General features: G+C 58.4%; 14 protein-coding genes. 4 read left to right on the forward strand and 10 right to left on the reverse strand.

Going from position 1 to position 11752, the window contains the following annotated elements; translation table 11 throughout:
* Positions 1-2 precede the first annotated feature (2 nt).
* From napA to KGA82_RS02205, 4 genes are all read right to left on the reverse strand, one after another.
* Positions 3-2507, reverse strand: coding sequence for a nitrate reductase catalytic subunit NapA (napA, locus tag KGA82_RS02190; protein WP_223449504.1), 2505 nt, complete (start codon positions 2505-2507; stop codon positions 3-5).
* Positions 2504-2764 (reverse strand): chaperone NapD, encoded by a 261-nt coding sequence (locus tag KGA82_RS02195; RefSeq protein ID WP_008038861.1) that lies wholly within the window; start codon positions 2762-2764, stop codon positions 2504-2506. The genes napA and KGA82_RS02195 overlap by 4 nt, the downstream gene beginning before the upstream one ends.
* A 33-nt stretch (positions 2765-2797) precedes the next feature.
* Positions 2798-2965, reverse strand: a complete 168-nt coding sequence (napE, locus tag KGA82_RS02200) for a periplasmic nitrate reductase, NapE protein (protein ID WP_008038857.1) — start codon at positions 2963-2965, stop codon at positions 2798-2800.
* Positions 2966-3144: 179 nt separating this feature from the next.
* Positions 3145-3885: a Mut7-C ubiquitin/RNAse domain-containing protein gene (locus KGA82_RS02205; protein WP_223449505.1), complete on the reverse strand. Its 741-nt coding sequence runs from the start codon at positions 3883-3885 to the stop codon at positions 3145-3147.
* A gap of 358 nt (positions 3886-4243) precedes the next feature.
* Here KGA82_RS02205 and KGA82_RS02210 point away from each other — a divergent pair, with 358 nt between their 5' ends.
* A complete protein-coding gene (locus tag KGA82_RS02210; RefSeq protein ID WP_192228256.1) occupies positions 4244-4705 on the forward strand; it encodes a hypothetical protein in 462 nt (153 codons plus the stop codon).
* Between the two features lie 107 nt (positions 4706-4812).
* Here KGA82_RS02210 and arsH read toward each other — a convergent pair whose 3' ends face one another.
* Positions 4813-5505, reverse strand: a complete 693-nt coding sequence (arsH, locus tag KGA82_RS02215) for an arsenical resistance protein ArsH (protein WP_223449506.1) — start codon at positions 5503-5505, stop codon at positions 4813-4815.
* 11 nt (positions 5506-5516) lie between these two features.
* Positions 5517-5987: an arsenate reductase ArsC gene (locus KGA82_RS02220; RefSeq protein WP_223449507.1), complete on the reverse strand. Its 471-nt coding sequence runs from the start codon at positions 5985-5987 to the stop codon at positions 5517-5519.
* Positions 5988-6283: 296 nt separating this feature from the next.
* Here KGA82_RS02220 and KGA82_RS02225 point away from each other — a divergent pair, with 296 nt between their 5' ends.
* The gene (locus KGA82_RS02225) at positions 6284-6550 is read left to right on the forward strand and encodes a ParD-like family protein (protein ID WP_008038842.1); all 267 of its coding nucleotides are present in this window, start codon (positions 6284-6286) and stop codon (positions 6548-6550) included.
* Complete coding sequence (map, locus tag KGA82_RS02230; RefSeq protein ID WP_223449508.1) at positions 6547-7338, forward strand: type I methionyl aminopeptidase; 792 nt, start codon at positions 6547-6549, stop codon at positions 7336-7338. The genes KGA82_RS02225 and map overlap by 4 nt, the downstream gene beginning before the upstream one ends.
* Positions 7339-7412: 74 nt before the next feature.
* Here the strand turns inward: map and KGA82_RS02235 are convergent, their stop codons facing one another.
* On the reverse strand, positions 7413-8060 hold the full coding sequence (locus KGA82_RS02235; protein WP_008038840.1) for a TetR/AcrR family transcriptional regulator: 648 nt from the start codon (positions 8058-8060) through the stop codon (positions 7413-7415).
* A 129-nt stretch (positions 8061-8189) separates the two neighbouring features.
* Between KGA82_RS02235 and KGA82_RS02240 the strand changes: the two genes are divergently transcribed.
* Entirely contained in the window at positions 8190-9407 is a 1218-nt protein-coding gene (locus KGA82_RS02240; protein ID WP_008038838.1) for an MFS transporter, read from the forward strand.
* A 184-nt stretch (positions 9408-9591) separates the two neighbouring features.
* On the opposite strand, the gene KGA82_RS02245 is transcribed toward KGA82_RS02240, so the two are convergent.
* From KGA82_RS02245 to KGA82_RS02255, 3 genes are all read right to left on the reverse strand, one after another.
* Positions 9592-10047 (reverse strand): VOC family protein, encoded by a 456-nt coding sequence (locus KGA82_RS02245; RefSeq protein ID WP_223449509.1) that lies wholly within the window; start codon positions 10045-10047, stop codon positions 9592-9594.
* 181 nt (positions 10048-10228) lie between these two features.
* On the reverse strand, positions 10229-10651 hold the full coding sequence (locus tag KGA82_RS02250; protein WP_192228253.1) for an MAPEG family protein: 423 nt from the start codon (positions 10649-10651) through the stop codon (positions 10229-10231).
* 72 nt (positions 10652-10723) lie between these two features.
* Entirely contained in the window at positions 10724-11677 is a 954-nt protein-coding gene (locus KGA82_RS02255; RefSeq protein ID WP_223449510.1) for a diiron oxygenase, read from the reverse strand.
* Between the last annotated feature and the right edge of the window lie 75 nt (positions 11678-11752).

Here is an 11752-nt window from a genome sequence, read left to right on the forward strand (position 1 = left end):
CCTCAAGCCGCGCTGATCAACTCGATGCGGATGGCGCATTTCTTGTAGTCGGTCTGCTTGGAGATCGGGTCGGTGGCGTCGAGCGTGACCTTGTTGATCAACTTGTTGGCATCGAAAAACGGTACGAACACCAGGCCGCGGGGTGGTTTGTTGCGCCCGCGGGTTTCGATGCGCGCGCGGATTTCACCGCGGCGGCTGATCAGCTTCACTTCACTGCCACGCCGTGCCTTCAAGGCCTTGGCGTCCTCCGGATGCATGTACACCAGGGCGTCCGGCACCGCTCTGTACAACTCCTCGACTCGCTGGGTCATGCTGCCCGTATGCCAGTGTTCGAGGACACGGCCGGTGCTTAGCCAGAACGGGTAGTCAGCATCCGGGATTTCGGCCGGTGGCTCGTAGGGCAGGGCGAAGATGATCGCCTTCTTGTCCGGGTAGCCATAGAACTGCACTTCGCTGCCGGCCTCCACGTAAGGATCAAGGCCCTCGCGATAACGCCAGCGGGTCTCCTTGCCGTCGACCACCGGCCAGCGCAGGCCACGTTCGCTGTGGTAAAGGTCGAAGGGTGCCAGGTCATGGCCGTGGCCACGACCGAACCGGGCGTACTCTTCGAACAAGCCTTTTTGCGCATAGAAACCAAAGGCCTTGGCTTCGTCGTTCTTGAAGCCGGCCTCGATTTGCTCGACGGGAAACTGGTCGACCTGACCGTTCCTGAATAGAACCTCGAACAGGGTTTTGCCTTTGTATTGCGGCGATTTGGCCAGTAACTCGGCGGGCCAGGTTTCGTCGGTGGTGAAGCGTTTGGAAAACTCCATCAGCTGCCACAAGTCCGATTTGGCGTCTCCCGGTGCGCTGACCAATTGATGCCAGAACTGCGTGCGACGTTCGGCATTGCCAAAGGCACCTTCCTTTTCCACCCACATGGCACTGGGCAAGATCAGGTCGGCGGCCTGGGCGGAAACGGTGGGGTAAACGTCCGAGACGATGACGAAGTTTTCCGGGTTGCGCCAACCCGGCAAGACTTCCTGCATGATGTTCGGCCCGGCGTGCATGTTGTTGCTGGCCTGGGTCCAATACACGTTGAGGACGCCGTCCTTGAGCATGCGGCTCTGTTGCACCGCGTGAAAACCGACCTTCTCCTGAATGGTGCCGGCCGGCAGTTTCCAGATCTGTTCTGCGGTGGCGCGGTGCTTGGGGTTGGTCACTACCATGTCGGCGGGCAAGCGGTGGGAGAAGGTGCCGACCTCCCGCGCAGTGCCACAGGCTGACGGCTGGCCGGTCAACGAGAATGGGCTGTTGCCCGGCTCGCTGATCTTGCCGGTGAGCAGGTGGATGTTATAGATCAGGTTGTTGGCCCACACCCCGCGTGTGTGTTGGTTGAAACCCATGGTCCAGAACGACACTACCTTGCGTTCGGGGTCCGCATAAAGTTCAGCCAGGGCCTTGAGGTGTTCCGGGGCCACGCCGGACTCTTTCGCGGTACGTTCCAGGGTGTAGGGTTTGACGAACGCGGCGAACTGCTCGAAGGACATGTCGGTCCAGGTATTGGCCTTGTCGGCATTCTTCGCCTGTTTTTCCCGTGGGTCGTCGGGACGCAAGCCGTAGCCGATGTCATCGGCGCCTTTGGCGAAGCGCGTGTGCTTGCTGATGAAATCCTTATCGACCTTACCGTTTTCAATGATGTGGTTGGCAATGTAATTGAGGATCAGCAGGTCGGATTGCGGCGTGAATACCATGGGAATATCGGCCAGTTCGAAGCTGCGATGTTCGAAGGTCGACAGCACCGCGACTTTCACATGCGGCTGGCTCAGGCGCCGGTCGGTGACCCGGCTCCATAGAATCGGGTGCATCTCAGCCATGTTCGAGCCCCACAGCACAAAGGCGTCGGTGGCTTCGATGTCGTCGTAGCAGCCCATCGGTTCATCCGCGCCAAAAGTGCGCATGAAACCCATCACCGCCGAGGCCATGCAATGGCGGGCGTTGGGGTCGATGTTGTTGCTGCGAAAACCGGCTTTCATCAATTTGTTGGCCGCGTAACCTTCCCAAACCGTCCATTGCCCGGAACCGAACATGCCGATCGATTCCGGGCCTTTGCTCTTCAGGGCTTGCTTGAACTTTTCTTCCATGATGTCGAAGGCCTGGTCCCAGCTGATCGGCTGGAATTCGCCCTGTTTGTCGAACTGGCCGTTGGTCATGCGCAGCAGAGGCTGGGTCAGGCGGTCCACGCCGTACATGATTTTGGAGAGAAAATAGCCCTTCACGCAGTTGAGTCCGCGATTGACCTCGGCCTTGACGTCGCCATGGGTGGCGACCACCCGGTTGTCGCGGGTCGCGACCATCACGCTGCACCCGGTGCCGCAGAAACGGCAGGGCGCCTTGTTCCAGTCCAGGGTGACCATGTCCGCTTCGGTAATCAGGTTACTGGCGGACGTGGCAATCGGCAGGCCAGCGGCGGCGGCTGCGATGGCCGCGGCCTGGGCCTTGACGAACTCTCGGCGGGACATGCTCATTCGGTGTCTCCTGTGGGCTCTAGGAGTTCGTGATAGATCAACGCGGCGTTGAGCACACCCGGCAGATTGTTGATTTGCTCGATACGTTGCAGGATCTGATTTTCGTGGCTGGCCTCAAGCACGACCACCAGTTTTCCGGCGGCACTTTCGTGATGTAATTCCAGGCCGTCCAATAGACGCAAGTTGGCTTTGACGGCGTCGAATAGTTCAGGTCGGGCAAGTACCACCAGGCTGGCTATATGCAGAGTTTCGTCCATGCGCTGACTCCAACAGGCTCTGAAAGAGAACTATCAGTTAGGTGGCCCGGGCGGGCCGTAGAGCATTTGGAAAAACCAGATGAGGAAGCCATAGCCGCCCACTATCGCGACCGACAGCAGCGGAAAAAGGCAGACGACAAGAAAGACAAACAGCCGGGCTTCTTTGCGACGCTGCGGTTTTTGTTCTTCAGCCAACGACATGAGAATCTCCTGCCGAAACTTGCGTTGATACTAGATCAGTAGTTTAGGGGAGGACTTCTGCCCTGAGTTTTTCTCGACCAATGGTTAACCTCTATGCACCGGTGCAAGCCTCGGAAACGCTAGTACGAGCGGGACATGTTTGGAGATGGATGCGATCTCTTCCCTGTCGATGCATTCGGCTATCGGTTCAGCAGAGGTGCCAGCAGTGCACACATGCTGCGCCAGTGCGAACCCTTCCAGTAAATCCGTTGGCAGGCATCGCAACGCAGGAAGTGCGAATAGAGGGCGCCAACGCGTGGCGGCACCTGCGACCGGGCCAGTTCCGGGCTGATCTCGTGCAGCGGCAGGTTGCAATGAAGGCACAGGCTGAATGGCCGCGCGCTACGCGCCAGGTCGAGGCGCTCGTACAATTCGCGCAGCTGCAGCGACGGTTTCAGGGCATGCACGTAACAGCCATGGCTGATGATCCGCCGCTTGAGCAGTTCGCGGTCACGGGTCAGCACGATACGTCCTTGCTGCGCAGCGATCTCAGCAATCTCGCCATCCTCGAAGCGATTATCGTAGAGAGTGTCGAAGCCGCTCATGCGCAGCAGGTTGGCCAGCCCGCCCAGGTGCGCATCAGCGACGAAGCGCAGCACCCGTAAAGGTTGAGCCCGAACCTTTAACAGCGGGCTGATGTCCAGCGTTTCGAACTTGGGATACACCGCCAACCGGTCATCATCGAAGATCACCCGCTCGAAACCCACCGACTCGCCGTTGAGCAACACCAGTTCGACCTCCGTGTGCGGTATCCCGAGCGCCTCGATCATGTGCTTGACCGTCGCCCCTCGCGCGCACTTGCAGGTGAATGACTGCCGCCGCCGTTCGGCCGGCAGGAAATCGTTGAGCTCCTCGTAGAAGCGGAAGGTTGCACTGGCCATGATGAACAGTATGGCAGGGCTGCAGGATGAGCGAGTCTGGTCCGGACATCTTCTGCGGCGGGGGCCTGACTACGAACGTGTTGGAATTGCTCAGGGATAGGTTTGATGCCGATTTGTTCAGGGGCTTCCAGGCCGCCAGGATAAAAAACAGTGGGCCAAATGTATCGCTGTGTATCCAGACCCGCTGTAAAGATGCTGGCGTACAAATGCCCCTCGATCCGGATACATCCGGGATACACGGTTGCAGTCAAATAGCCTGGCCTTAGCGAGAAAGCAAACGCACCTCGCACCACGGCTTATCGCCCTGGTGGCATGACCCTGAGCGGCCTTACCGCACACAGTATCCGGAGAAATAACCATGTCCCGTCTTTCGAACAAATCCCGTATTGGCCTGATCGCTGTTTCACTGGTCGGCTGCATGAACCTCGCTTCGTCCGCCTTCGCCGCTGACGCACTGCCTCAAGGCTACCAACTCGCCGCGGCGGAAAAGACCAGTGAAGGCAAGTGTGGCGAAGGCAAGTGCGGCGCCAGCGAAACCGGCGCCAAGGTCACCAAGGCCGGTGAAGGCAAGTGCGGTGAAGGCAAATGCGGCGACGCTTCCTTCGCCCGTACCGACACCGACCACGACGGCCGAGTTTCCCTGAAAGAATTGCTGACCGTGGCCCCAAAGGGTGCTGAAGAGTTCAAGGCGATGGACACCAACAACGACGGTTTCCTTTCCGAAGGCGAGGTCTACAAATTCCGCACCAACCAGTTCACCTCCAACGGCAAGAAAGTGCCAACCGAGCTGTTCACCAAAATGAGCAAAGCGCAGGGCTGATAGTGGGGACTGCCGACTACAACAACACCGGTGTGGCGAGATAGGGTTTTCTCTATCTCGCCACATCGGTGTTTTATTCGTTGCGATCTATAAAGCGTTGGGGAGCTTCAAATCGACCGCTGATTCACCCGCCGGGTCAGTTCCTCCGCTGACTCCTTGCGTTCGGAGTAACGGTCAACCAGGTCCGGGCGCTCGCGCAGCAACAGGGTGAACTTCACCAGCTCCTCCATGACGTCCACCACCCGGTCATAAAGCGCGGACGGTTTCATACGGTTGTCTTCGTCGAATTCCAGATAAGCCTTCGGCACGGAAGACTGGTTGGGGATGGTGAACATCCGCATCCAGCGCCCCAGCACGCGCAGTTGATTCACCACGTTAAACGACTGAGAGCCACCACTGACTTGCATGACCGCGAGGGTTTTGCCCTGGGTCGGGCGAATGGCGCCGAGCGCGAGCGGCACCCAGTCTATCTGCGCCTTGAACACGGCCGACATCGAGCCGTGACGCTCGGGTGAACACCAGACCTGTCCTTCGGACCATTGCATCAGTTCGAGCAGTTCCTGGACTTTCGGGTGATCGGTCGGTGCATCGTCCGGCAGAGGAAGGCCGGATGGATTGAAGATCCGCGTATCTGCACCGAAATGTTCGAGCAATCGGGCGGCTTCCTCGATCAGCAGACGACTGAATGAGCGCGGTCGGGTCGATCCGTACAACAGCAGGATTCGCGGCTTGTGCGGGGTGTCGTCACCGGCAATGGATTGAATCAGGGAGGCGTCGAGATTGGGCAGTTCGTGGGACATGAGGGCTCCGGTTACAGGGTGCTGATGCGATCGAGTTCGCGCTTTAAGGCATCCCGGTCAAGTTCGCCGAAGGGCAGGGCAAGGAAGGCCCGGCAGCGTGTTTCGATGCGGGCCAGGGTCGAGTGGAAGGCCGCGGTCACGAGCGCTTCGTCGCCCTTCACCTCGGATGGATCTTCCAATCCCCAATGGGCCTTCAGCGCCGGCCCGAAGTAAACCGGGCACGCCTCGCCGGCAGCCTTGTCGCAGACGGTGATGACAATGTCCGGTGGGTTGGCTTCGAAGGCGTCGTTGCCTTTACTGCTCAACCCGTCAATCGCGATGCCGGCTTCTTGCAGCGTCACAAGACTGCGCGGCAGAACCTGGCCCTTGGGGAAGCTGCCGGCACTGACTGCCTGAAAACCTTGCGGCGCGAGATGATTGAACATCGCTTCGGAGAGGATGCTGCGGCAGCTATTGGCGGTGCACATGAACAAAACGCGCATGGTGACTTCTCTGTGTACATATGGTTAATCGAATATACGGTTTTCCATATGGGCAGGTCAAATGCTGTCTGATTGTCAATTCATTGCCTGGCATGGGGCGTTGCAGGAGTGCGGTCTTTGAGAACGAGGCCGCTGCAGAGTCCGTAGGGCTGACTCATTCGCCCAAATCATTACTACCTTTGCAGGCGGATCGATCAGATCCATCAGCAATCCTTCCTCATTGCCATAACGTGCATTTGAATTAACGCCCAAACCGACTAATATACGTTCCATATCCATTTCATATAGTGAAACTGATGGGCATCGTAAAAATTTCTGAAGACATGCATGAGCATCTGCGCGTCGCGAGCGATGCGTTGAGTCGCTCGATAAACGCTCAGGCCGAGCACTGGATGCGTATCGGGATGCTTGCCGAATTACACCCCGACCTGGATCACAGCGACATTTGCCGCATGCTGATTCGTGCAGAACTGCAAGGCGGTCTTGATTTGAAGAAACTCTGCGCCCTCGAAGAAAGTTCGCAAGGCCCACAGGTTCATGCAGCCATCGGAGCCAGGAAATGAGGGCGAACGTGCGCATCAATACCCAGGCAGACATCGCCTGCTCACGTGCCGCTGCAACGCTGGCGGCCGAGGTGCTGGCCATGATTGCGCCTTATGTGAAAGCGGGTGTCACCACCGACGAGCTCGATCAGCGCTGTCACGACTACATCGTCAATGTGCAAAAGGCCATTGCGGGGAATATCGGGTATCTCGGCTACCCGAAAACCGTGCTGACGTCCGTCAACCAGGTGGTCTGCCATGGCCTGCCTTCGGCCACGGTCCTGAAGGATGGCGACATTGTGAATATCGACGTCGCTGTCAAAAAGGACGGTTGGTATGGCGACACCAGTCGAATGTATTTCGTGGGTGAACCCAGTCCGCAGGCTCGGCATTTGGTCAAGACCACCTACGAAGCGCTGTGCGCCGGTATTCGAGTCGTTCGCCCCGGCGCCACACTGGGCGATATCGGTTATGCCATTCAGTCGGTCGCCGAAAGGGATGGATTCAGTGTTGTGCGCGAATACTGTGGTCACGGTATTGGCAAGGTCTATCACGACGAACCGCAGATCCTCCATTACGGCTATCCCGGCCAGGGATTGCAGTTGAAAGCGGGCATGATTTTCACCATTGAGCCGATGCTGAATGCGGGTAAGCGTCATGTGAAAACCCTGGCGGACGGCTGGACCGTTGTCACCAAGGATCACTCCCTTTCGGCCCAGTGGGAGCACATGGTGGCGGTCACTGACGATGGCTTTGAGGTTCTATCTGCCTGGCCTGACAGCGTCGAAGAGTTCCCGGCTATCCGATAACCCGGCCCTGGACGGGCCTTTGACAATTACGCAGTTGCGCCGGATTCACGCCATGGCCTCACGGGTTAAATCAATCAGTCCCTGTTGGCCATTGCGATAGCTGGCGGAGCGGAAGAGGCCGTAATGTCCCAAGTCAGCAGTATCTGGGTGATGGCCGCATCAATTACCTCATGCGACGTGTTATCCCGAGCGAGGATGGAAATACCCTGCAGGAAACTGTCGAACACCGTAGCCATCGCGGGCGCGTGAACATTGCCCGGCAATTGACCTGTACTGATACCCCGCTCGACACACGCCAAAATCCCCGCACGAGTGCGGGTGCGTGAATGGGTCAATGCATCGACCACCCGCGCACTCTCCGGGCTGGGCGCGCTCATCACGCCGAGGGCCACCATGCAGCCTTTGGGATGACCTTCTTCGCATTGCATGCGCGCCGATTGGCGCAGCGCGGTTTCGATAGCCTGGCGTGGAGGCAGGCTCCCGTCCCACAGGCATTCGGTGACTTGAGCGAAAGTCGCCAGATAACGCTGCACACACTCGTCAAACAACGCTTCCTTGGAACCGAATGCCGCGTAAAAACTCGGTGCGGAAATTCCGCCGCCCAATCCGGCTTTCAACTGAGCGAGGGAGGTCGCGTCGTAGCCGTGTTGCCAAAACAGGTGCATGGCCTGTTCCACGGCTTGGTCGCGGTCAAAGGTTCGGGGGCGGCCCATTTGCGCCATTTCAAGGCTCCTGAGGATTACGAGATAAATACTAGTCGATACATAAGTCGTTGACAACGAGTGCTGGCAGCCTTCAACATTTGTATCGATCAGTATTTAAGTCGAAAATCCTCACTCAAGGAATCTACCGTGACACCCTCAATTACCTTATCGGTGGCGCCCGAGCGCCTACCCATTGGCGCCTTGCTTGCACTGGCCATGACCGGCTTCATCTGCATCGTCACCGAAACATTGCCCGCCGGCCTATTGCCCCTGATCAGCGAAGGACTGGCGATTTCCCCCTCCATGGCCGGGCAGATGGTCACCGCTTACGCGCTGGGTTCGGTTCTGGCGGTGATCCCCATGACCATCGCCACCCGTGGATGGCGCCGCCGTAATGTACTGCTGCTGACCATCGTCGGTTTCCTGCTGTTCAACTCCATCACCGCGCTGTCATCCCACTACGGAGCGACCCTGGTGGCGCGCTTCTTCGCCGGCGTCGCGGCGGGGCTGGCCTGGAGCCTGTTGGCCGGTTACGCCCGACGCATGGTCGCGCCCCATCAACAGGGCAAGGCGCTGGCGCTGGCCATGGTCGGCACACCGATTGCCCTGTCCCTGGGGGTACCCCTCGGCACCTGGCTGGGCGGCCTCGTGGGTTGGCGCACGACCTTCGGCATCATGTCGGCCCTGACCCTGGTGCTGATTGCCTGGGTGCTGGTGAAAGTCCCGGACTACCCCTCCCAAGCCGAGCACCAGCGCCTGTCGCTGCGCACCGTTCTGACCACTCCGGGCGTGCGCCCCGTGCTGGCGGTGGTGATCTGCTGGATGCTGGCCCACAACATTCTCTACACCTACATCGCACCGTTCGTGGTGCCGGCGGGGTTGGGGGATCGGGTGGATTTAGTATTGTTGGTGTTTGGTACTGCGGCGTTGGCGGGGATCTGGCTGACTGCCAAATTGGTTGAGCCGTTGTTGCGCAAGACAGTGTTGGTGAGCCTGGCGACGTTTGCGGCGGTTTGCGTTGTGCTTGGATTTTTGGGGAGCGTGCCTGAAGTGATCTACATCGGCGTGGCGGTTTGGGGGTTGAGCTTCGGCGGGGCGGCGACGTTGTTGCAAACGGCGCTGGCAGACGCGGCGGGAGATGGGGCCGATGTGGCGTTGTCGCTGAATGTGGTGGCCTGGAACAGTGCGATTGCGGGGAGTGGGGTAGTGGGCGGCGTGTTGCTGGATAGATGGGGCATCGCCTCTTTTCCCTGGGCAATGATGGTGTTGGTGGGAGTGGGGTTTGCGATTGTCTGGGGGGCACGGGCTCACGGCTTCAAATCGGGGCCGCGTGCGGCTGGCCGGCCTGCGGTTGCGGGGCACTGAACTACAAAAAAGGCGTTGGCGGGGGGCTTTAATTCGAGAGTTGTCCCGTCCTGAATAAGGTTTACACCTTCTGATCTGTTTTCAGGAGGACGGGATACATCTCCGCTGCTGAGGGCTTGGCAAAAACCTATTGAGGCAGATGACGGGAGCGCTGTGGTCAACTTCCGAATCCCGAGACCAGATTTCAGGCAAACGCCTCTTCGATAAATGCTTCCAGCGCCCTGTCTTCCAATATCTCGATGGAGAAGTGCCCGAAGCGTTTGGGCAACCAGATGATGCGGGCCCCGGACGGGGATTGCAGGTTCGCGCGGGCCAGTGGTTTGCCGTTTTCGTCTTCTGGCTGAACACCCGTGGCGATCAATTCGTCATAGGCCTTCTCGATGTCCGGCGTGGAGTAGCAGTGGCGATAAATCATGCCTTCACCCGATGAATCCAGGAGTTCTTTCAGGTTCCCCGCCAACGGTTGCACCAGCATGAAACGCTCCTGACCAATCAACGCAATCGCGTAGCGCACGTGCAGGCCACCGCGTTCCCAGACGAGCGTTTTAGAGATCCTGGCCTTCAGTGTCTGTGCGTAGTAAGCACAGGCTTCTTCGAGATTCGTGACCAGTACATCGACGTGACTGAACTTCAGTTCCATTGCATTTCTCCTGTCAAACCGGCGTCCATGATAACGACGTCACCCTCAGGATCAGAAGGGGTTTCATGGGGTTGTTTGCGAACCGAACAGCGTCGCTGAGTTGGGGTCGTGGCGCAGGCTTGCCGAGAGCGGCAACGCATTGCCCTCGACGTTTGCGGCAAGCAAGCACTTCATCCCTTACTCATGCGCCGTAACTCGCCGCTATCACAATGAGCGCAAGGAAACAGACCAACTGAACGCAAAAGAAGGTAAACCGAACCGCCACGAACCTGTTTGTCTGCACATGAGATACGTGAACCAGAGACTGGCACACGCGAGCAATCAGGACGAGCATGGACAAGTAGTCAACGGCGGGTGTGTTGATACCAAGGGCTGAAATCACGAACACGATGGCGCCAAAGACGGGCAGGTTTTCCACACAGTTCGCATGCGCTCGAGTTCCGCGCCGATACCAATCCTCGCCATCGGGCTGATCGCTTCGGAAAGAGGCAATCGGAACATTCGAGAACAGGATTCTGACCCAGCGATATACCCCGACGGTTGCCATCAACAGCAGCAAAGTCCAGGTCGCGAACCCCAGCAACATCCACATCGGTATCGTCATGGCTGCCATCCTCAATCCAGCACGTCATTGCACATCCGCGCGGCCGACGCGAGGTCGGCCGCACCCTTTAGATCAGTTGCTCATGATGGGAGCCAGTGCGGTCTGAATCCTGGACATCTGTTCGGGTGTTGTCATGCGCGCAAGCAGTTGGCCAAAATGTGGATGCTGCACGCCCGAGATAATGTACTGCCAGCGGTAGGCGCCCAGCACGGAGGCATTGATTTGCGCGGTCTCGTCAACACTGAACGAGCGTGGAACATTGCGAATGAAGTAGTTGGCATCGGATGCCGATTGCGCCTGCAGGATTGCATCGACGGCTGCCACCAGCGCAATCAGATCGTTCACGGCCTGGTCGCGCTCGACTGGCGAAAGTTTCGCATGCTCCGCTTTCCATTCCAGCTCATCGAGTACGACGTGCCGGCTTTCATCCTTCCAGTGAAATTTGAAGACATCCTTGAAGAGCGGGCACAACTCCTCGCGCGGGGCGATGCTTTTTGCGTAATGCGTTTGAACAAACAGCTCGATATGACAGGTCAGCGCCAGCACCGACCAGGTGCTGGCCGCCAGTACCGCACGCGCCACATCGTTCGGATCGGCCACTTGACGATATCCCGACGGCAATTGCGCATCCATCATCGTTTCTATGCGCCGGAACAGCTCCTGATGCTTGATCTCGTCATTGGAAAATCGCACCAGCGCTTCAAGCGCGAGCTGATCGTCAAAGACATGGGCCCGACCTTGATCGAGCATTTTGGCACTGATGAAACGCTCGACCAGGCCAAAGATATACGCATAGGTTCGGCCCTGAATCTGGCTGAGCAGGCGCGCCTCGTCTGCGCTGAGAAAGGTCTGGCGGTCGATCCGCGAGAGTCCGTCGGGCAAGAATTTGCGCGAGAAGTCGAAGCGGCGGTCCTGGAGCAAATCGCGATCGATCTGCCATTCGGCTTTTTTCGAGGACCTGACGAGTTGAGCATAACGGGCGGCGTTGCCCGAATCTGCGTCGGGTAGGGTAGCGACGGTGTTCATATCGATCTCCTGCTTCCTGGTCGAACTGGAAGGGGGCCATTACGGTTAACGTCGGAGCCTGTGACCATGAGTGAA

This window comes from Pseudomonas sp. BF-RE-22 (genome assembly GCF_019956155.1).
GTDB classification, from domain to species: domain Bacteria; phylum Pseudomonadota; class Gammaproteobacteria; order Pseudomonadales; family Pseudomonadaceae; genus Aquipseudomonas; species Aquipseudomonas migulae.

Bases quoted from the DNA above. Each gene is read 5' to 3' on its own strand.
- napA (WP_223449504.1), bottom strand. From the start codon at position 2,507: ATGAGCATGTCCCGCCGAGAGTTCGTCAAGGCCCAGGCCGCGGCCATC.
- KGA82_RS02195 (WP_008038861.1), bottom strand. From the start codon at position 2,764: ATGGACGAAACTCTGCATATAGCCAGCCTGGTGGTACTTGCCCGACCT.
- napE (WP_008038857.1), bottom strand. From the start codon at position 2,965: ATGTCGTTGGCTGAAGAACAAAAACCGCAGCGTCGCAAAGAAGCCCGG.
- KGA82_RS02205 (WP_223449505.1), bottom strand. From the start codon at position 3,885: ATGGCCAGTGCAACCTTCCGCTTCTACGAGGAGCTCAACGATTTCCTG.
- KGA82_RS02210 (WP_192228256.1), top strand. From the start codon at position 4,244: ATGTCCCGTCTTTCGAACAAATCCCGTATTGGCCTGATCGCTGTTTCA.
- arsH (WP_223449506.1), bottom strand. From the start codon at position 5,505: ATGTCCCACGAACTGCCCAATCTCGACGCCTCCCTGATTCAATCCATT.
- KGA82_RS02220 (WP_223449507.1), bottom strand. From the start codon at position 5,987: ATGCGCGTTTTGTTCATGTGCACCGCCAATAGCTGCCGCAGCATCCTC.
- KGA82_RS02225 (WP_008038842.1), top strand. From the start codon at position 6,284: ATGGGCATCGTAAAAATTTCTGAAGACATGCATGAGCATCTGCGCGTC.
- map (WP_223449508.1), top strand. From the start codon at position 6,547: ATGAGGGCGAACGTGCGCATCAATACCCAGGCAGACATCGCCTGCTCA.
- KGA82_RS02235 (WP_008038840.1), bottom strand. From the start codon at position 8,060: ATGGCGCAAATGGGCCGCCCCCGAACCTTTGACCGCGACCAAGCCGTG.
- KGA82_RS02245 (WP_223449509.1), bottom strand. From the start codon at position 10,047: ATGGAACTGAAGTTCAGTCACGTCGATGTACTGGTCACGAATCTCGAA.
- KGA82_RS02250 (WP_192228253.1), bottom strand. From the start codon at position 10,651: ATGACGATACCGATGTGGATGTTGCTGGGGTTCGCGACCTGGACTTTG.
- KGA82_RS02255 (WP_223449510.1), bottom strand. From the start codon at position 11,677: ATGAACACCGTCGCTACCCTACCCGACGCAGATTCGGGCAACGCCGCC.